We start from the raw sequence: 19,003 nt of genomic DNA on the forward strand, positions 1-19,003 counted from the left end.
CGGGGCGACCGGGCGGCCCGGCTGCAGACGGAGCTGGAGGGGCTGTTCGGCCCGTGCGCGGAGTTCGTCTCGACGGCGCCGCCGCCGCCGGCGGAGAAGAGCAGGGGCGTGACCCGCGCCAGGCACCGGCTGAGCCGGAACGACACGCCCACGATCGAGGGAGCCGACGCGGCGACGGGCTTCACCCTGACGAATGAATCGGGCGCGGTGGTGCTCGCGCAGCGCGCCGTCCTCGCGAGGGTCGGTCCGGCGCTGGTGGTGTTCAGCACGGTGGGCGTCGGCGCCGAGCCGGCCCCCGCGCCGGACGAGCGGGTCGTCCGGCGACAGGTGGCCAGGCTGCGGGCGGCCCAGCGGGGCTGACCGCGGTGCGGGTGGGCCCCGGTGTCAGCGGGCCCCGGCCTTCGAATGGGTGGCGACCAGGTGTTCCAGGCGGGTGAGGGCGATCCGGCGCAGCTCGTCGGCGGCGACCAGGCGCTCCTCGTCGGGGTCGTTGGCGAGACGGGTGCGGATGGAGCCGAGGACGGCGTCGAGCATCTCCTCGGGGTCGATGCCCTCCAGGCAGACCACGAAGACGTGGCCGAACCGCGCCTCGTACGCGGCGTGGGCGGCCCGCAGCGCGGTGTGCGCCGCCTGGCTGCCGGGTGCGCGCATGCCCAGGAGCGGCTGCGGCATCCAGCTCTCGTCCGCCAGCGCCTCGGCCAGGTCGGCCGGACGCAGGTCGTACGAGGCCTCGCTGGCGGCGGCGAGCAGGGACTCTATGTCGGGGTAGGGCCGGTGCACGGTGAGTCGCAGGGCCCACCGGCGGCTGCCGCAGCAGGCCAGGAGGGCCTCCTCCACGGCTCCGGCGTCGGCCTCGTTGAAACGGTGCAGCCCGAGGAGGGTCGGTTCGTCCCGGGGGTCGGGCCTCGGTGACGGAATGTCGCTGGCCAGCTGGTCCTCCTCGTGAGGGCGGGAAGGTGCCGGTGATGGGGGCGGGTGGAGTGGCGGGTGACGCGGCGGTGAAGCCAGGTGAAGTATGAGGCTGCGGAATGGCGTCCATCGCCCGTCCGGCTGTGGCTCAAAGGTAGTTGAGCGCTCATCAGTTGGGGAGGGCGCGCGCGGATTTCATCCGAACGAGCTATCAAGTTGTGACGTTGACACCTCGGTGTCAGCGCCCTCCCCGTCCTCATCGGCTACGGAACGTCACGAGCACTTCGTTCCGGCGGCCGGCAGCGTGCCCTCGGTCAGGTAGGCGGCGTAGGCGGCGTCGATGCAGCCGTTGCCCGAGCCGAAGGCGCCGTGGCCCTCGCCCACCCGGGTCAGCAGCGTCGCGCCGGCGAAGCCCTGCGCCATCTTCTCGGACCAGGTGTACGGGGTGGCCGGGTCGCCGGTGGTGCCGACGACGAGGATCGGCGCGGCGCCCTCGGCGCGGATGGTGTGCGGCGTCTCGGGCGACGTGAACGGCCAGCCGACGCAGGAACCCTCGCTGACGTCCTCGACGGTGATGCTCTTCGCCAGCAGCGGGGCCTCCCGCTGGAGCTTCTGGACGGCCTGCTGCGCCGCCTCGGCGGACGGGGCGGGGGTGGCGTTGTCGGCGCACCTGATCGCCCGGAGGGCCTCCTGCTCGGGGCTGTAGTGGCCCTTCTCGTCCCGGCCGTTGCCCTGGTCGGCGACCGCCAGGAGGGCGTTGCCCTGACCGCCCAGCATCGCCTCGGCGAGGGTGAAGCGCAGGGCCTGCCAGGCCTCCTTCTCGTCGCCGTAGAGGAACTGGATGACCGCGGACCAGCCGAGGTTGCTGCCGACCTTGCGGCCGTCCTTGGTGGGCAGGGGCTTGTCGCGCAGCCCGTCGAGGAAGTCGGCGGCCTTCTTGGCGGCCTTGTCGGCGCTCTTGCCGAGCGGGCACTCGGCGGCGTTGTTCTTGACGCAGTCGACGGCGAAGCGCTCGAAGGACTTCTCGAAGCCGATCACCTGGTTGACCTGGAGGTCGAGTTCGGCGGCGGCCGGGTCGACGGCGCCGTCGAGGACCAGCCGGCCGGTGTTCTTCGGGAACTCCTCGGCGTAGACGGCGCCGATGTAGGTGCCGTAGGAGATGCCGAGGTAGTTGAGCTTCCGGTCGCCGACGGCGGCGCGCAGCACGTCCAGGTCGCGGGCGGTGTTGCGGGTGCCGATGAAGGGCAGCAGCTTGCCGGACCTGGCCTGGCAGGCGGCGGCGAAGTCGGCGGCGTGCTTGTCCGACAGGGCCTTCGCCGCGGCCGGGTCGAGCGGGCCGTCCTCGGCGTTGAGCGCGTCGCGCTGCTTGTCGTCCAGGCAGGCGACCGGCGAGCTCTCGCCGGTGCCGCGCGGGTCCCAGCCGACGATGTCGAAGCGGTTGTGCAGGGTGCCCTCGAACTGCTTGTCGAAGGACTTGACCATCTCGACCCCGGACCCGCCCGGGCCGCCCGGGTTGACCATCAGCGAGCCGAGCCTCTGGTCCTGCTTGGCGGCCGGGTTCTTGATCAGCGCGAGGTCGATCGCCTCGCCCGCCGGGTTGGCGTAGTCGAGCGGGACGTGCAGCTTGCCGCACTTCATCAGGGAGAGGTCGATCTTCTGCTCGGCCGCCTTGGCGTCCGGCGGGCACGCGGCCCAGGTGATCTGCTGGCCGTAGAACGGCTTGAGCGCCGGGTCGTCGGCACCGGTGGGCTTCACGGTCGGGGTGGGCGTCGGCGTCGCGGTCGGGGCCGCGGCGGCGGCGGTGGTGGCGGCGCTCGACGGCGCGGAGGCGGCCTGGTCCTGGGCCGGCTCCTTGTCTCCTTCGCAGGCGGTCGCGAGGAGCAGGCCGCCGGCCGCGAACGCGGCCAGCAGGAGGCGCGGGCGGGTGGCCCGGTGAGTCTTCATCGCACGTATGTACCACTCACGGGTGACAGTTCGGATACTGACCCCGGTCCGGACGCCGCCCGCGCCTGTCGGTGCCTCAGAGTTCGCGGTGCACCTTGTGGTTGGCGGCCTGGGCGCGCGGCCGGACCACCAGCAGGTCGATGTTGACGTGCGGGGGCCGGGTGACCGCCCAGGCGACGGTGTCGGCGACGTCCTCGGAGGTGAGCGGCTCGGCGACACCCGCGTACACCGCGGCGGCCTTCGCCTCGTCGCCGCGGAACCTGGTCACCGCGAAGCCCTCGGACTTCACCATGCCCGGGGCGATCTCGATCACCCGGATCGGCTCCCCGCACAGCTCCAGCCGGAGCGTCGCGGCGATGGTGTGCGCCGCGTGCTTGGCCGCCACGTAACCGCCGCCGCCCTCGTACGCGGCCAGCGCGGCCGTCGAGGAGAGCACCAGGACGGTGCCGTCGCCGCTCGCCCGCAGGGCCGGCAGCAGCGCCTGGGTCATGTGCAGCACGCCGAGCACGTTGACCTGGTACATGGCCAGCCAGTCGGCCGGGTCGCCGGTCTCGACGCTCTCCGCGCCGATCGCCCCGCCGGCGTTGTTCACCAGCACGTCCACCCGGCCGACCCGCGCGGCGAAGGCGTCCACGGCGGCCCGGTCGGTGACGTCCAGGGTGTACGCCCGGCCTCCGGTCTCCTCGGCCAGCTCCTCGATCCGCTCGGTCCGGCGGGCGGTCAGCACCACCTCGAAGCCCTCGGCCGCGAGGCGGCGGGCGGTCGCCGCGCCGATTCCGCCGCTCGCACCGGTGACGACGGCCACCTTCTGCTCGGTCATTGCCACTCCTGAGATATCCCGGTCGGTTCAGCCGATCATCTCAAGGCCTTCGGCGCTACATTGCGAGAGGAGTGGACCCACCCGCCGAACCCCGCGGAGGACCCCATGACCGCCGAACCGCCCGCCGGACCGCGCCGCACCGAGTCCGGCTTCCCGTTCGCGCCGGTGTACGGCCCCGAGGCCCTGGCCGGCCGGGACCCGGACGAGCGGCTCGGCCGCCCGGGGGAGTACCCGTTCACCCGGGGCATCCACCCGACCATGTACACCGGCCGGCCGTGGACGATGCGCCAGTACGCCGGCTTCGGCACCGCCGCCGAGTCCAACGCCCGCTACCGGGCGCTGATCGCCGGCGGGTCCACCGGACTCTCGGTCGCCTTCGACCTGCCCACCCAGATGGGCTACGACTCGGACGCCCCGCTCGCCGCCGGCGAGGTCGGCCGGGTCGGGGTGGCGATCGACAGCGTGGAGGACATGTCCGAGCTGTTCACGGGCATCCCGCTCGGCGAGGTCTCCACCTCGATGACCATCAACGCCCCGGCCGCCGTGCTGCTGCTGCTCTACCAACTGGTCGGCGAGGCCCAGGGCGTCCCGCCGGCCCGGCTCACCGGCACGGTGCAGAACGACGTGCTGAAGGAGTACATCGCCCGCGGCACCTACATCTTCCCGCCGCAGCCCTCACTGCGGCTGGTCGCCGACCTCTTCCGGTACTGCCGCGCCGAGATCCCGCGCTGGAACACCATCTCGATCTCCGGGTACCACATGGCCGAGGCCGGGGCGACGCCCGCGCAGGAGATCGCCTTCACCCTGGCCGACGGGATCGCGTACGTGCGCGCCGCGCTGGCCGCCGGTCTCGCGGTGGACGACTTCGCGCCCCGGCTCTCCTTCTTCTTCGTGGCCCGCAGCACTCTGCTGGAGGAGGTCGCCAAGTTCCGCGCCGCCCGCCGGATCTGGGCCCGGGTGATGCGCGAGGAGTTCGGCGCCCGCGACCCGCGCTCGCAGCGGCTGCGCTTCCACACCCAGACCGCGGGCGTTCAGCTCACCGCGCAGCAGCCCGAGGTGAACCTGGTCCGGGTCGCGGTGCAGGCGCTCGCGGCGGTGCTCGGCGGCACCCAGTCGCTGCACACCAACTCCTTCGACGAGGCGCTGGCGCTGCCTAGCGAGAAGGCCGCCCGGCTCGCCCTGCGCACCCAGCAGGTGCTCGCCCACGAGACCGACGTGACCGCCACCGTCGACCCGTTCGCCGGCTCCTACGCGGTGGAGGCGCTGACCGACGAGGTGGAGGACGCCGCGCTCGGCCTGATGGCGAGGGTCGAGGAACTGGGCGGGGCGGTGGCGGCGATCGAGGCCGGCTACCAGAAGGCGGAGATCGAGCGCAGCGCCTACCGCGTCCAGCGGGAGACCGAGACGGGCGCGCGCACGGTGGTCGGGGTCAACCGGTTCCGGCTGGAGCCGGGGGAGTCGGCGGCCGAGGAGCCGTACCGGCCGCTGCGGGTGGACCCGGCGATCGAGGCCCGGCAGGCCGGCCGGCTGGCGCGGCTGCGGGCGGCGCGGGACGGCGCCGCGGTGGGACGGGCGCTGGACGCGCTGCGCCGGGCCGCCGGGGGCGGGGACAACGTGCTGTACCCGATGCGCGAGGCGCTGGCCGCGCGGGCCACCGTCGGGGAGGTCTGCGACGCGCTGCGCGAGGTGTGGGGCCGGTACGTCCCGGTCGAACGCTTTTGAGCCATTGTTCCCGCGTCCGGAACGCGTGCGGCGGTGTCCGCGAGGCCGTCAACCGGCCGGTCGAGCGCGCCGTGACGTTGATCGCCGGTGGTCGTTGCACAGGGCGGACATCATGGGGAAGGCGGCTGAAACAAGATGTCATACCCACCAGCGCGGCCGGTATGCGCCCATCCGGGGACTACTTTGCGGGAAGTCGGGCCAAATCCCCCCCAACAGGCCTACCCTTGTTGAGATGAACCGTCGTGAGTCCGCCCAGTCGGCCGTCACCCTCACCGCTGCCCGCCCCGCCGCCGGTCTCCGCGACCGGGTACGCGAGCTGGAGCCCGAGCTGATCGCCTTCCGGCGGGACCTGCACCGGCACCCGGAGCTGGGCCGCCAGGAGTTCCGAACCACCGGTCTGCTGCGCGACCGCCTGGTCGCCGCCGGCCTCGCCCCCCGGATCCTGCCGGGCGGCACCGGAATGCTCGTCGACATCGTTCCCGAGTCCGCCCCGCGCGGCGCGGAGTTCGTCGCCTTCCGCGCCGACATCGACGCCCTGCCGATCGACGACGCCAAGACCGACGTCCCCTACCGGTCGAGCGTCCCCGGACGGGCCCACGCCTGCGGCCACGACGTGCACACCTCGGTGGCGCTCGGCACCGCGCTGGTGCTCGCCGAATCGGCCCGTACCGGCGAGCTGCGCCGCCCGGTGCGGATGGTCTTCCAGCCCGCGGAGGAGGTCATGCCCGGCGGCGCGCTGGACGTGATCGCGGCCGGCGGGATGGAGGGCGTCGGCCGGATCTTCGCCGTGCACTGCGACCCCAAGGTCGAGGTGGGCCGGATCGGCCTGCGGGTCGGGGCGATCACCTCGGCCTGCGACCGCTTGGTGCTCCACCTGGACGGCCCCGGCGGCCACACCGCGCGCCCGCACCTGACCACCGACCTGGTGACCGCGGTCGCCCGCACCGCCGCCGAACTGCCCGGCGCGCTGGCCCGCCGGATGGACCCGCGCTGGGGCGTCTCGCTGGTCTGGGGCCGGATCGCCGCAGGCTCCGCGCCCAACGTCATCCCGCAGCACGCGGAGCTGGAGGGCACCGTGCGCTGCCTGGAGCTGGCGGGCTGGCGGGAGGCGCCGGACCTGCTGCACGAGCTGATCGCCCGGCTCGCCGAGACCTACCGCGCGAAGTGGACGCTCGACTACCACCGGGGCGTGCCGCCGGTGGTCAACGAGGCGGTCTCGGTGGGGCTGCTGGAGGAGGCCATGACCGCCCGCTTCGGGCAGGACGGCACCGAGGTGGTCGAGGACACCGAGCAGTCGCTCGGCGGGGAGGACTTCTCCTGGTACCTGGAGCACGCCCCCGGCGCGCTGGCCCGGCTCGGCGTGCGCGCCCCCGGCGACACCGCCGTCCGGGACCTGCACCAGGGCCGCTTCGACGTGGACGAGCGGGCGATCGCGATCGGCGTGGAGCTGTTCACCGCGCTGGCGCTGGAGCCCGGCACGCTCTGAGGCCGTCACCGGCCGTCCCGGCCTGCCGTCACCGGCCGTAACGATCGAAACCGGACATCCACCAAGGGTGTCCGGTTTCGTGCTGAATATCCCGTTTATTCGGGGTTCCGTACACTGGGGCGCGCCAGTTCCCAGCACCGTCCGCGCACGGGAAAGGGGCGTCGGGGCGGCCGTGAGACCACGGTTTGATAACAACCCGAATGCTCCGGCGGCCCGTAACACAACCGTGTTCTACGCGCGTTACGGTGGCGTCCGACCACGCTAAACGGGTGCGTGTGAGAAGGAGAAACTCCCTTGCGCCGTTCTACTAAGCTCGCCGCGGTTGTGCTCTCGGGTTCCCTGGGCATCGCCTCGCTCGCCGCTTGCGGCGCAAAGAGCAACGACACCACCGCCGCCTCCGGCTCCGCCGACGGCGGTCTGAAGGTCGGCATGGCCTACGACATCGGCGGCCGTGGCGACCAGTCCTTCAACGACTCCGCGGCCCGCGGCCTGGACAAGGCCAAGAGCGAGCTGGGCGTCGCGGTCACCGAGGCCGACGCCAAGACCGGCGAGGCGGAGGCCGACAAGGAGACCCGCCTCAAGAACCTGGTCACCGCGGGCTACAACCCGATCATCGCCGTCGGCTTCGTCTACCAGGCCGCCGTCGAGAAGGTCGCCAAGGAGAACCCGGGCACCAAGTTCGCGATCATCGACTCGGCCTCGGACACCCAGCCGACCAACGTCACCTCGCTGACCTTCTCGGAGCAGGAGGGCTCGTACCTGGCCGGTGTGGCCGCCGCCCTCAAGTCCAAGAACAAGCACGTCGGCTTCATCGGCGGTGTGCAGTCCGAGCTGATCAAGAAGTTCGAGGCCGGCTACCGCGCGGGCGTCAAGTCCGTCGACCCGAACATCCCGGTCGAGGTCACCTACCTGAGCACCCCGCCGGACTTCACCGGCTTCGCCGCCCCCGACAAGGGCAAGGAGGCCGCGCAGGGCCAGCTCGACAAGAAGGCCGACGTCATCTACACCGCCGCCGGCTCCTCCGGCAACGGCGCCATCGAGGCCGTCGCCAACGCCGGCGCCCTGGCCATCGGCGTCGACTCCGACCAGGCCGCCCAGCCCGCCCTGGCGAAGTACAAGAACAGCATCATGACCTCGATGGTCAAGAACGTCGACAAGGCCGTCTTCGCCTACATCGAGTCCGCCAAGAAGGGCGAGGTCTTCACCGGTGTGAAGAACTTCGACCTCAAGGCCGACGGTGTCTCGCTCGCCACCACCGGCGGCAAGATCGACGACATCAAGGGCAAGCTCGACGAGGCCGCCAACGCCATCAAGGGCGGCGCCACCACGGTCCCGACCGACCCGTCGAAGCTGTAAGGCTCCAGGGCCCGGCCAGGGCCCGACCGGACGTCGCTGCCGCTGCCGACTGCCCGGCAGCGCCATGATGGACGCTGCATAGGGAGGGGCCCGGAAGGGTGCGCTCAGTGCGTACCCCCGGGCCCCGTCCCGTCCCCCGCTCCTTTCCCGCTTTTGGCCCTCCAGCGCGACGACGCGCCTCCAGACCACCAGGAGACCGCCATCACCGCATCCGACCCCGCCCCGACCACGGGCGGTATCCCCAGCGCGGGGACGGCGACACCGGCCGTCGAACTGCGCGGCATCACCAAGCGCTTCCCCGGCGTCGTGGCCAACCACGACATCAACCTCACCGTCCGCACCGGCACCGTGCACGCCCTCATGGGGGAGAACGGCGCGGGCAAGTCGACGCTGATGAAGATCCTCTACGGCATGCAGAAGCCGGACGAGGGCACCATCGCGATCAACGGCGAGCAGTGCGAGTTCAACACCCCGGGCGACGCCATCGCGCGCGGCATCGGCATGGTGCACCAGCACTTCATGCTGGCCGACAACCTGACCGTCCTGGAGAACGTCGTCCTCGGCGGCGAGCACCTGTACGGCATCGGCGCCAAGGCCAGGGAGAGGATCAGGGAGATCTCCGACCAGTACGGCCTGGGCGTGCGCCCGGACGCGCTGGTCGAGGACCTCGGGGTGGCCGACCGCCAGCGCGTCGAGATCCTCAAGGTGCTTTACCGCGGGGCCAAGATCCTCATCCTCGACGAGCCCACGGCCGTGCTCGTCCCGCAGGAGGTCGACGCCCTGTTCGCCAACCTGCGGGAGCTGAAGTCCGAGGGCGTCACCGTCATCTTCATCTCGCACAAGCTGCACGAGGTGCTCTCGGTGGCCGACGCGATCAGCGTCATCCGCCGCGGCACCACCGTCGGCGACGCGGACCCGAAGCGCGTCACCGCCCGCCAGCTCGCCGAGCTGATGGTCGGCGCCGAACTGCCCTCCCCGGAGAGCCGCGAGTCGACCGTCACCACCTCCGAGATGCTGCGCGTCGACGGCCTGCGGATCGCCAAGACCGACGCCGAGGGCATCGAGCGCGTCGTGCTCGACGACATCTCGCTGCGCATCCACCAGGGCGAGATCCTCGGCATCGCCGGCGTCGAGGGCAACGGCCAGGCCGAACTGGTCGAGGCCATCATGGGCATGCTCCCGCTGGACGCCGGCTCCGTCACCCTGGACGGCAAGGACCTCTCCGGCACCCTCACCCGGGCCCGCCGCGAGGCCGGCATCGGCTACATCCCCGAGGACCGCCACCGGCACGGCCTGCTGCTGGAGGCCCCGCTCTGGGAGAACCGGATCCTCGGCCACGTCAGCGAGCGCCCCAACTCCAAGGGCGTGCTGCTCGACCCGGCCGCCGCCCGCAGGGACACCCAGCGGATCGTCGAGGAGTACGACGTCCGCACCCCCGGCATCGAGGTCACCGCGGCCTCCCTCTCCGGCGGCAACCAGCAGAAGCTGATCATCGGCCGCGAGATGAGCCACGAACCCAAGCTGCTGATCGCCGCCCACCCCACCCGCGGTGTGGACGTCGGCGCCCAGGCGCAGATCTGGGAACACATCAGGGTCGCCCAGCGGGCCGGCCTCGCCGTCCTGCTGATCTCCGCCGACCTCGACGAGCTGATCGGCCTCTCCGACACGATCCGGGTGATCTACCGCGGCCGGCTGGTCGCCGACGCCGACCCGGAGACCGTGACCGCCGAGGACCTCGGCACCGCGATGACCGGCGCCGCCAGCGGCCACATCGAGTCCGGGCCGGAGGCGGTCGCCGAGTCGCGGTCCCTCGCCGCCGAGGGCACCGAGGCCGTGCCGTCCGACGCCCCCACCGACACCGCCGACGACCAGCAGGCGGGGGAGTAGCCCACATGACCAGTCCCAAGCCCGCTCCCGCCGCTCCCTCCGGGGCCGCCGGGGCCACCGCCAAGCGCGGCCTCGCGCAGCGGTTCAACGGCGAGAGGATCGTGCTCGCCCTCGCGGCGCCGGTGCTCGCCGTCGTGCTGTCCGTCGTCATCTGCTCGCTGCTGCTGGCGACCTCCGGCAAGAACCCGTTCGACGCCTGGAACGTGATGATCACGTACGGCACCAAGTCGGACGGCCAGGTGGCCATCATCAACCGGTCCACCACGTACTACCTCGCCGCCGCGGCCGCCGCCTTCGGCTTCCGCATGAACCTCTTCAACATCGGCGTCGAGGGCCAGTACAAGCTCGCCGCGCTGTTCGCCGCCTTCGTCGGCGGCCAGGTCGACCTCCCGGCGATCATCCAGGTCCCGCTGCTGCTGGTGACCGCGATGCTGGTCGGCGGCATGTGGGCGGCCGTGGCCGGCCTGCTGAAGGTCTACCGCGGCGTCAGCGAGGTCATCTCGACCATCATGCTGAACTCGATCGCCACCGCGGTGGTCGGCCTGCTGCTCGTCCCCGGCATCTTCGCGCCGGAGAAGGGCACCACCAGCAACTCGATCCAGACCAACCCGATCTCGGAGTCCAGCCGGTTCTTCTCGATCGACACCGACGGCGGCCCGCTCTGGGGCTTCGTCGTCATCGCGATCGTGGTCGGCGTGGCGTTCCAGTTCACCCTGAACCGCACCCGCTTCGGCTTCGACCTGCGCGCCACCGGCCGCTCGGAGAGCGCGGCCACCGCGTCCGGCGTCAACGTCAAGCGCATGGTCGTCACCTCGATGGTGGTCTCCGGCGCGCTGGCCGGCCTCATCGGCCTGCCCGAGCTGATGCAGAACTCCTACTACTTCGGCCAGAGCTTCCAGGCGGGCCTCGGCTTCCTGGGCATCTCGGTCGCCCTGCTCGGCCGCAACAGCCCGATCGGCATGGTGTTCGCCGCCCTGCTCTTCGCCTTCCTCGACGCCACCGGCTCCCAGCTGCCGCTGCCGCAGAACGGCGAGTTCCCGTTCGAGATCGTCGACGTCATGAAGGGCACCATCGTCATCTGCGTCGTCGTCGCCTACGAGCTGGTCCGCCGCTACGGCCTGAAGCGCCAGCAGCAGAAGGTCGGCGCCGAGCTCGCCGCCCAGGCTGCCGCCGCGGCCGCCCAGAAGAAGGAGGTGTCGGCATGAGTACGGCTACCGCTGTCCGCGCCAAGACGCCCGGCGGCGCGCCCGCCAAGAAGCGCAAGCTGTCCTGGCCGGTGGTGCTGCTGCTGATCGCGGGCGCCCTGGTCCTCTTCTCGGCCGTCGGCATGATCACCGACAACCACTCGCTGACCTCCTCCGGCCAGATCACCGCGGCGCTCGGCGCGGCGGTCCCGATCGGCATGGCCGGTCTCGGCGGTCTCTGGTCCGAGCGGGCCGGCGTCGTCAACATCGGCCTCGAAGGCATGATGGTGGCCGGCACCTTCGCCGGCGCCTGGGGCGGCTACCTGGTCAACCCCTGGTTCGGCCTGCTGGCCGGCATGCTCGGCGGCGCGCTCGGCGGTCTGCTGCACGCCGTCATCACGGTGACCTTCGGCGTCGACCACATCGTCTCCGGCGTCGGCATCAACCTGCTGATCCCCGGCATCTGCGCGTACGTCAACCGGATCTACTACAAGGACTACATCGCGTACGGCGCCGGTGCGAACCAGTCCCCGCCGGCCGATCCGCTGCCGTACATCACCATCCCCGGCCTGTCCTCCGGGCTGAAGGACATCGAGGCCCACCACTGGTTCCTGGTCTCCGACGTCGCCGGCGTGCTCGGCGGCCTGGTCACCAACCTGTCGGTGGTCGTCGTCCTGGCCGGCGCGCTGATCGTCGCCAGCTACTTCGCCCTCTGGCGGACCGTCTTCGGCCTGCGGCTGCGCTCCTGCGGTGAGAACCCGACCGCCGCCGAGTCGCTGGGCGTCAACGTCTACAAGTACAAGTACCTGGCGGTCATCGCCTCGGGCGCCTTCGCGGGCCTCGGCGGCGCGTACCTCTCGCTGGTCGCCGCGCACTTCTACAAGGACGGCCAGACCCTGGGGCGCGGCTTCATCGGCCTCGCCGCGATGATCTTCGGCAACTGGATGCCGGGCGGCCTCGCCGTCGGCGCCGGCCTGTTCGGCTTCACCGACAGCCTCCAGCTGCGCGACCCGGAGTCGGTGCACGTGCTGATCCTGGTGGTCGCCATCGCGATGGTGCTGCTCGCGGCCTGGCACCTGTACCGCCGCAGGTACACCTCGGCGCTGATCTCCGCGGTGGTCTCCGGCGGCCTGTTCGTCTGGTACTTCACCACCGAGGAGGTGCAGCGTCCGCTGATCGTCGCCACGCCGTACGTGATCACCCTGGTGGTGCTCTCGCTGGCCTCGCAGCGACTGCGGCCGCCGAAGGCCGACGGCCAGATCTACCGCAAGGGGCAGGGCAAGTGACGGCGGCCGCCGAGGCGGTGGACTGGGAGGCGCTGCGGACGGCGGCGCGCGAGGCGATGCGTCACGCGTACGCGCCGTACAGCAGGTTCCCGGTCGGCGCCGCGGCGCTGGTGGACGACGGCCGGGTGGTCACCGGCTGCAACGTGGAGAACGCCTCGTACGGGCTCGGGCTGTGCGCCGAGTGCGGTCTGGTCTCCGCGCTGCACGCGAGCGGCGGCGGCCGGCTGACCGCGTTCACCTGCGTGGACGGGGCCGGGGCGCTGCTGATGCCGTGCGGCCGCTGCCGCCAGCTGCTGTACGAGCACGGCGGGCCCGATCTGCTGGTCGAGCTGCCGTCCGGCGTGCGGCCGATGAGCGACGTCCTGCCCGACGCGTTCGGGCCGGAGCGGCTCTAGCACTGCCGTTTGTTACGCGCGTAGAGTGTCGCGGGCGGGGCCTTCACCGGCCCCGCCCGCGACACTCTTCGCTTTTCCGAACCACTTCTGGAAGCAATGGAGCAACCATGGACGCCATCTCCGTCATCAGGACCAAGCGCGACCGCGGAGAGCTGAGCGACGCTCAGATCGACTGGGTCATCGACGCCTACACCCGCGGCGAGGTCGCCGATGAGCAGATGTCCGCCCTGGCCATGGCCATCCTGCTGAACGGCATGAACCCGCGCGAGATCAGCCGCTGGACGGACGCGATGATCCGCTCCGGCGTCCGGATGGACTTCTCCTCGCTGACCCGGCCCACCAGCGACAAGCACTCCACCGGCGGCGTCGGCGACAAGATCACCCTGCCGCTCGCCCCGCTGGTCGCCGCCTGCGGCGCCGCCGTCCCGCAGCTGTCCGGCCGCGGCCTCGGCCACACCGGCGGCACCCTGGACAAGCTGGAGTCCATCCCCGGCTGGCGCGCCCTGCTCTCCAACGAGGAGATGCTGCGGGTCCTGGGGGACACCGGCGCGGTCATCTGCGCCGCCGGCGACGGCCTCGCCCCGGCCGACAAGAAGCTGTACGCGCTGCGCGACGTCACCGGCACCGTCGAGGCGATCCCGCTGATCGCCTCCTCGATCATGTCCAAGAAGATCGCCGAGGGCACCGGCGCGCTCGTCCTCGACGTGAAGGTCGGCTCCGGCGCCTTCATGAAGAACATCGACGACGCCCGCGAACTCGCCCGCACCATGGTCGGCCTCGGCACCTCGGCCGGCGTCAACACCGTCGCCCTGCTCACCGACATGTCCACCCCGCTCGGCCTCACCGCCGGCAACGCGCTGGAGGTCCGCGAGTCGATCGAGGTACTGGCGGGCGGGGGCCCCGCCGACGTCGTCGAGCTCACCCTCGCGCTGGCCCGCGAGATGCTGGCCGCCGCGGGCGTGCACGGCAAGGACCCGGCCGACGCGCTGCGCGACGGCTCCGCGATGGACCACTGGCGCCGCATGATCGCCGCCCAGGGCGGTGACGTCGACGCCCCGCTGCCGGTCGCCCGCGAGCGGCACGTCATCCCGGCCCCGGCTTCCGGCGTGCTCACCCGGCTGGACGCCTACGCGGTGGGCGTCTGCGCCTGGCGCCTCGGCGCCGGCCGCGCCCGCAAGGAGGACCCGGTGCAGGCCGGCGCGGGCGTCGAGATGCACGCCAAGCCCGGCGACACCGTGGTGGCCGGCCAGCCCCTGTTGACCCTGCACACCGACACCCCCGAGCGCTTCGGCTACGCCGTCGAGGCCCTCGCGGACGCCGTCGACGTCGCCCCGGCCGGCACGGCGTTCACCCCCGTCCCGATCGTCCTGGACCGCATCGCCTGACGGTCCTCGGGGGTCTGCTCACGTACGCCGGGTCAGGCGTACGTGAGCAGACCACTGGTGTCGATGGTCCAGGGGCCGACGGTGACGGTGTCACCGAAGGCGAACTCCTTGCGGGACGTGTAGCCGGGCTCGTCGTGGACGACGCCGGTGCCGTCGCGCGGGTCGACGAGTAGGTGGAACGGGATGCCCATGGCCGCGTAGTCGCCGGCTCCGGCGGGCTCGGCGGACTGCCTGACGATCTCGACGACCAGCAGGACCTCATGGGGCGCCAGCGTCGGCCGGCCGCTCTCCAGCGCCGTCTCGGCGAACACCAGGAGGTCTGGACGGCACAGGCGTCCCAGGCCGACGGCTTCGAGGGCGGTGTCGCCACGAGCGCTGAAGTCCGGGTGGGTCCGGGGCAGTTGGGCGTTCAGCTGTCCCGCGACGGCGAGCGCGGCGAGCTCGTGGCGTTCGACCGGGGGCAGCGAGAGGCGAACCGCTCCGCCGGCGATCTCGACCTTCCCCACCCCCGGTACGCCCGACAGCCGTTCCGCCGCTCTGCGTAGCCGGGCGTACTCGCCCGGTTCGATGCTCACGGTCGGAGAGTACCGCCTGCCGAGGCCCGCCCGGTGGCGGTGAGGGCGGGCTTCGGAAGCTCTTCGGTGGCCCCGTGGACGGACCGGAAGCGGCGACGCTCAGGTCAGCGGGTGGTGGCAAGAGCGGCCCGGCGGGCGGTGTGGGCCTGGTGGGTGGCGTAGAGGGTGACGGCGGCGGCGAGGGTCATGGCGGTGAGGCCGATGGTGGCGGCGCCGGGCCAGCCGGTGGCGTGGTAGGCGTCGGCGCCGGTGGTGCCGCCGAGGCTGTTGCCCAGGTAGTAGGCGATCAGGTAGAGCGCGGAGGCCTGGGCGCGGCCTTCGGTGACGGTGCGGCCGACGGCGGCGGAGGCGGTGGCGTGGCCGGCGAAGAAGCCGGCGGTGATCAGCACCAGGCCGAGCAGGGCGAGGACCAGGGAGTCGGCGAGGGAGAGCAGCAGCCCGAGGGCGGTGGTGCCGATCGCGACGTACAGCGCGCCGCGGCGGCCGAGCCGGGCTGCCAGGCGGCCCGCGGCGGCGGAGGTGCCGGTGCCGACCAGGTAGACCACGAAGATGGAGGCGGCGACCGACTCCGGCAGGTGGAAGGGCGCGCCGATCAGCCGGTAGCCGACGGTGTTGTACACCGCGCCGAACACGGCCATGAACAGCAGCCCCAGCGCGTACAGCCGCAGCAGCAGCGGGTTGCGCAGGTGCCGGCCGACGGTGCGGGCGAGGGCCCGGGCGTCCACCGGGGCCGGGGTGAAGTGCCGGGCGGCGGGGATGAGCAGCCGGAACGCCAGGGCGGCGAGCAGCGCGAGGGCGGCGGAGGCGGCGAGCCCCCAGCGCCAGCCGAAGCCGGCCGCGACCCAGCCGGAGAGCAGCCGTCCGCCCATGCCGCCGATGCTGTTGCCCGCCACGTACAGGCCCATCGCGGAGGCCAGCGCGGAGGGGTGGACCTCCTCGGCGAGGTAGGCCATCGCGGTGGCGGGCAGTCCGGCGAGCGCGGCGCCCTGGAGCATCCGGAGCACGACGAGGGTGGTGAGGTCCGGCGCGAACGGCAGGGCGAGCGCGAGGGCGGAGGCGGCGAGGACGGAGGCCGTCATCACGGCGGTGCGGCCGTACCGGTCGGAGAGCGCGCTCGCGGGGAGCAGGGCGAGGGCCAGTCCGAGGGTGGCGGCGGAGGCCGTCCAGCTGGCCTGGCCCGGGGTGAGGCCGAGGTCGTCGGAGAGGACCGGCAGCAGGCCCTGGGTGGAGTAGAGGAGGACGAAGGTCGCGATGCCGGCCGCGAACAGGGCGAGGTTGGCGCGGCGGAAGGAGCGCTGGCCGGGGCGGTGGCGGTCGTCGCGGTGCGGCATCGACTGGGTGAGGGCGTCCGGCGTGGGCGCGGACGCCCTGGTACTGGAGGGCTGCATGTCGTCGACGGTAGAACCGCCGGGCTGATGCGTCCAATGCATCAACCGTCCATAATCCATGCGTAGGCGTATGAGCCGAGCGTAGAGCCACGACCGGAGGGCATGATGGACGCTGGTACCGAGCCGGCCCGGCTCGCGGAGCTGGGGCCGGAGCTGCCGGCGGTGCAACTCGCGCCGCTGCTCGCGCAGTTCGCGGCGGTCGCCCGGCTGGAGCACGTGACGCAGGCGGCGGCGCTGCTGGCGATGCCGCAGCCGACGCTGTCCCGGGCGGTGGCCCGGCTGGAGGCGGAGCTGGGCGTGGACCTGCTGGCCCGTCAGGGGCGGACGGTCCGGCTGACCCGGTCCGGCCGGCTGCTGCTGGCCTCGGTGGAACGGGCGCTGGCCGAGGTCGAGCGCGGCGCCGAGGCGGCGCGGGCGGAGGCCGATCCGGCGACCGGCCGGGTGGCGTTCGGCTTCCTGCACACCATGGGGACGGACGCGGTGCCGGCCCTGCTGCGGGACTTCCGGGCGGCGTACCCGCTGGTGCGGTTCCAGCTGGTGCAGGACTACGTGGGCGCGATGCTGGGCCGGCTGCGCGCGGGGGAGCTGGACCTGTGCCTGGTCGCGCCGGTCCCGGACGACGACCCTGCGCTGGCCGCCCGCCGGCTGGACGAGCAGCGGCTGCACCTGGTGGTCCCGGCGGACCACCGGCTGTCCGGGCGCCGCCGCATCCGGCTGGCGGAGGTGGCCGAGGAGCCGTTCGTCGGGCTGGAGCCGGGGTACGGGCTGCGGGCGATCACGGACGGCTTCTGCGCGGAGGCGGGGTTCGTGCCGCGGATCGCGTTCGAGGGGGAGGAGGCGGAGACGCTGCGCGGGCTGGTGGCGGCCGGGCTGGGGGTGGCGCTGCTGCCGCCCGCGCTGGTGCCCCGGCCGGGGGTGGTGGAGCTGGAGGTGACGGCGCCGCGTACCCGGCGGGCGATCGGGCTGGCGTGGGCGGCGGGGCGGCCGCTGACCCCGCCGGCGGCGGCGTTCCGGGACTTCGTGCTGTCGCGGCGGGGGCGGCTGCTGGCGCACGACTGACGGCCGCCGGCTGTTGGCGCTCTGGCCGAGGGCGTGCGGCCGAGGGCGTGCGACCGGGCTCGTGGGGGCTTCCGGGGCGTGGACTGGCGGGTAGGTTGCCCGGATCATCCCTTTGGTGGAATTCCCGGAGGACATTGGGTGATTCGACCCGTGGGCGGTGGCTTGTCTACGCGCGTAGGAGCTACACTCCCGCAATGGAGAAGCAGATCCCCGCCACCACCGCGGGCACCGGCCCCCGGATCCCCACCCCCGACCAGATCGCCCGCGCGCCGAAGGTGCTCCTGCACGACCACCTCGACGGCGGCCTGCGCCCCGAGACCGTGGTCGAGCTGGCCGCCGCCGTCGGCTACCAGGGCCTCCCCACCACCGACCCCAAGGAACTCGGCACCTGGTTCCGCGAGGCCGCCGACTCCGGCTCGCTGGTCCGCTACCTGGAGACCTTCGCCCACACCTGCGCCGTCATGCAGACCCGCGAGGCCCTGATCAAGGTCGCCGCCGACTGCGCCGAGGACCTCGCCGCCGACGGCGTCGTCTACGCCGAGGTCCGTTACGCCCCCGAGCAGCACCTGGAGCGCGGCCTCAGCCTGGACGAGGTCGTCGAGGCCGTCCAGGAGGGCTTCCGGCTCGGCGAGGCCAACGCCCGCGCCGCCGGCCGCCGCATCCGGATCGGCACCCTGATCACCGCGATGCGGCACGCCGCGCGCTCCTCGGAGATCGCCGAGCTGGCCAACCGCCACCGCGACGCGGGCGTGGTCGGCTTCGACATTGCCGGCGCCGAGGCGGGCTTCCCGCCCACCCGCCACCAGGCCGCCTTCGACTACCTCAAGGGCGAGAACAACCACTTCACCATCCACGCGGGCGAAGCCTTCGGTCTGCCGTCGATCTGGGAGGCCCTGCAGTGCTGCGGCGCCGACCGCCTCGGTCACGGCGTGCGGATCGTCGACGACATCACGGTCGAGGAGGACGGCGCCGTCAAGCTGGGCCGGCTCGCCGCGTACGTGCGCGACAAGCGGATCCCGCTGGAGATGTGCCCGACCTCCAACCTGCAGACCGGCGCGGCCACGTCGTACGCCGAGCACCCGATCGGGCTGCTGAGCCGGCTGAAGTTCCGGGTCACCGTGAACACCGACAACCGGCTGATGAGCGGCACCAGCATGAGCCGCGAGTTCGCGCACCTGGTCGAGGCCTTCGGCTACACGCTGGGGGACCTGGAGTGGTTCACCGTGAACGCGATGAAGTCGGCCTTCCTGCCGTTCGACGAGCGGCTCGCGATGATCAACGACGTGATCAAGCCGGGCTACGCCGAGCTCAAGGCCGAGTGGCTGTTCAGCGCGGGCAACTGACCCGGCCCGTGGTGGTCGGATGAACGCCGCTTTCCGCCAGGGGAGTTGGCGTTCATCCGACTTCTCGCCCGGTCGGGTGAACCGCCGTTGATCCCCGCGTGATCCCCTCACTACGGTGTGCCCGTCATTGCTGACAGGCCGTGGCGGCGGGCCCCGTCGCGTCGACCGCGCGTGTCGGCCACCGATGAGGACCCAAGGGACGAACCACATGAAGCAGGCCACTCTCAAGGCCGCCGGCACCGCCGCGCTCGGCATCGCGATCGC

At 72.5% G+C, this 19,003-nt stretch carries 16 protein-coding genes; 11 read left to right on the forward strand and 5 right to left on the reverse strand.

Annotated elements, in window-relative coordinates:
• On the forward strand, nt 1-360 hold a 360-nt coding region (locus ABD308_RS32910; protein WP_344343218.1), incomplete at its 5' end, for a hypothetical protein.
• A gap of 24 nt (nt 361-384) precedes the next feature.
• On the opposite strand, the gene ABD308_RS32915 is transcribed toward ABD308_RS32910, so the two are convergent.
• The 3 genes from ABD308_RS32915 to ABD308_RS32925 all read right to left on the reverse strand — a co-directional run bounded on the left by ABD308_RS32915 (nt 385) and on the right by ABD308_RS32925 (nt 3,673).
• Nucleotides 385-837, reverse strand: coding sequence for a 2-oxo-4-hydroxy-4-carboxy-5-ureidoimidazoline decarboxylase (locus tag ABD308_RS32915; protein ID WP_425554906.1), 453 nt, complete (start codon nt 835-837; stop codon nt 385-387).
• A gap of 345 nt (nt 838-1,182) precedes the next feature.
• A complete protein-coding gene (locus ABD308_RS32920) occupies nt 1,183-2,853 on the reverse strand; it encodes an alpha/beta hydrolase (protein WP_344343220.1) in 1,671 nt (556 codons plus the stop codon).
• Between the two features lie 76 nt (nt 2,854-2,929).
• Complete coding sequence (locus ABD308_RS32925) at nt 2,930-3,673, reverse strand: SDR family oxidoreductase (protein WP_344343222.1); 744 nt, start codon at nt 3,671-3,673, stop codon at nt 2,930-2,932.
• Nucleotides 3,674-3,778: 105 nt separating this feature from the next.
• On the opposite strand from ABD308_RS32925, the gene ABD308_RS32930 reads away from it, so the two are divergent.
• The 8 genes from ABD308_RS32930 (at nt 3,779) to ABD308_RS32965 (ending at nt 14,374) form a co-directional block, all read left to right on the forward strand.
• Entirely contained in the window at nt 3,779-5,395 is a 1,617-nt protein-coding gene (locus tag ABD308_RS32930) for an acyl-CoA mutase large subunit family protein (RefSeq protein ID WP_344343224.1), read from the forward strand.
• 232 nt (nt 5,396-5,627) lie between these two features.
• On the forward strand, nt 5,628-6,881 hold the full coding sequence (locus tag ABD308_RS32935; protein ID WP_344343226.1) for an amidohydrolase: 1,254 nt from the start codon (nt 5,628-5,630) through the stop codon (nt 6,879-6,881).
• A 294-nt stretch (nt 6,882-7,175) separates the two neighbouring features.
• Nucleotides 7,176-8,237: a BMP family lipoprotein gene (locus ABD308_RS32940; protein WP_344343228.1), complete on the forward strand. Its 1,062-nt coding sequence runs from the start codon at nt 7,176-7,178 to the stop codon at nt 8,235-8,237.
• Nucleotides 8,238-8,597: 360 nt separating this feature from the next.
• Complete coding sequence (locus ABD308_RS32945) at nt 8,598-10,124, forward strand: ABC transporter ATP-binding protein (RefSeq protein WP_425554907.1); 1,527 nt, start codon at nt 8,598-8,600, stop codon at nt 10,122-10,124.
• A gap of 5 nt (nt 10,125-10,129) precedes the next feature.
• Nucleotides 10,130-11,329, forward strand: a complete 1,200-nt coding sequence (locus tag ABD308_RS32950; RefSeq protein ID WP_344343230.1) for an ABC transporter permease — start codon at nt 10,130-10,132, stop codon at nt 11,327-11,329.
• On the forward strand, nt 11,326-12,594 hold the full coding sequence (locus ABD308_RS32955) for an ABC transporter permease (RefSeq protein ID WP_344343232.1): 1,269 nt from the start codon (nt 11,326-11,328) through the stop codon (nt 12,592-12,594). Before ABD308_RS32950 ends, ABD308_RS32955 begins: the two co-directional genes overlap by 4 nt.
• Nucleotides 12,591-12,989 (forward strand): cytidine deaminase, encoded by a 399-nt coding sequence (locus ABD308_RS32960; RefSeq protein WP_344343234.1) that lies wholly within the window; start codon nt 12,591-12,593, stop codon nt 12,987-12,989. The genes ABD308_RS32955 and ABD308_RS32960 overlap by 4 nt, the downstream gene beginning before the upstream one ends.
• 107 nt (nt 12,990-13,096) lie before the next feature.
• A complete protein-coding gene (locus tag ABD308_RS32965) occupies nt 13,097-14,374 on the forward strand; it encodes a thymidine phosphorylase (RefSeq protein ID WP_344343236.1) in 1,278 nt (425 codons plus the stop codon).
• A 32-nt stretch (nt 14,375-14,406) separates the two neighbouring features.
• On the opposite strand, the gene ABD308_RS32970 is transcribed toward ABD308_RS32965, so the two are convergent.
• Together ABD308_RS32970 and ABD308_RS32975 are read right to left on the reverse strand one after the other, a co-directional pair.
• Complete coding sequence (locus ABD308_RS32970) at nt 14,407-14,949, reverse strand: Uma2 family endonuclease (RefSeq protein ID WP_344343238.1); 543 nt, start codon at nt 14,947-14,949, stop codon at nt 14,407-14,409.
• Between the two features lie 104 nt (nt 14,950-15,053).
• Nucleotides 15,054-16,337: an MFS transporter gene (locus ABD308_RS32975; protein ID WP_344343240.1), complete on the reverse strand. Its 1,284-nt coding sequence runs from the start codon at nt 16,335-16,337 to the stop codon at nt 15,054-15,056.
• A gap of 105 nt (nt 16,338-16,442) precedes the next feature.
• On the opposite strand from ABD308_RS32975, the gene ABD308_RS32980 reads away from it, so the two are divergent.
• On the forward strand, nt 16,443-17,396 hold the full coding sequence (locus ABD308_RS32980) for a LysR family transcriptional regulator (RefSeq protein WP_344343242.1): 954 nt from the start codon (nt 16,443-16,445) through the stop codon (nt 17,394-17,396).
• A 194-nt stretch (nt 17,397-17,590) separates the two neighbouring features.
• Nucleotides 17,591-18,739: an adenosine deaminase gene (locus ABD308_RS32985; RefSeq protein ID WP_344343244.1), complete on the forward strand. Its 1,149-nt coding sequence runs from the start codon at nt 17,591-17,593 to the stop codon at nt 18,737-18,739.
• Nucleotides 18,740-19,003: the final 264 nt, after the last annotated feature.

The organism is Kitasatospora putterlickiae, from assembly GCF_039527695.1.
In the GTDB taxonomy this organism is placed as follows: Bacteria; Actinomycetota; Actinomycetes; order Streptomycetales; family Streptomycetaceae; genus Kitasatospora; species Kitasatospora putterlickiae.

What these genes read in the sequence shown, in the direction of transcription:
- ABD308_RS32935 (WP_344343226.1), top strand. Translation starts at nt 5,628, where the DNA reads ATGAACCGTCGTGAGTCCGCCCAGTCGGCCGTCACCCTCACCGCTGCC.
- ABD308_RS32930 (WP_344343224.1), top strand. Translation starts at nt 3,779, where the DNA reads ATGACCGCCGAACCGCCCGCCGGACCGCGCCGCACCGAGTCCGGCTTC.
- ABD308_RS32980 (WP_344343242.1), top strand. Translation starts at nt 16,443, where the DNA reads ATGGACGCTGGTACCGAGCCGGCCCGGCTCGCGGAGCTGGGGCCGGAG.
- ABD308_RS32985 (WP_344343244.1), top strand. Translation starts at nt 17,591, where the DNA reads ATGGAGAAGCAGATCCCCGCCACCACCGCGGGCACCGGCCCCCGGATC.
- ABD308_RS32975 (WP_344343240.1), bottom strand. Translation starts at nt 16,337, where the DNA reads ATGCAGCCCTCCAGTACCAGGGCGTCCGCGCCCACGCCGGACGCCCTC.
- ABD308_RS32965 (WP_344343236.1), top strand. Translation starts at nt 13,097, where the DNA reads ATGGACGCCATCTCCGTCATCAGGACCAAGCGCGACCGCGGAGAGCTG.
- ABD308_RS32920 (WP_344343220.1), bottom strand. Translation starts at nt 2,853, where the DNA reads ATGAAGACTCACCGGGCCACCCGCCCGCGCCTCCTGCTGGCCGCGTTC.
- ABD308_RS32925 (WP_344343222.1), bottom strand. Translation starts at nt 3,673, where the DNA reads ATGACCGAGCAGAAGGTGGCCGTCGTCACCGGTGCGAGCGGCGGAATC.
- ABD308_RS32955 (WP_344343232.1), top strand. Translation starts at nt 11,326, where the DNA reads ATGAGTACGGCTACCGCTGTCCGCGCCAAGACGCCCGGCGGCGCGCCC.
- ABD308_RS32950 (WP_344343230.1), top strand. Translation starts at nt 10,130, where the DNA reads ATGACCAGTCCCAAGCCCGCTCCCGCCGCTCCCTCCGGGGCCGCCGGG.
- ABD308_RS32945 (WP_425554907.1), top strand. Translation starts at nt 8,598, where the DNA reads ATGGGGGAGAACGGCGCGGGCAAGTCGACGCTGATGAAGATCCTCTAC.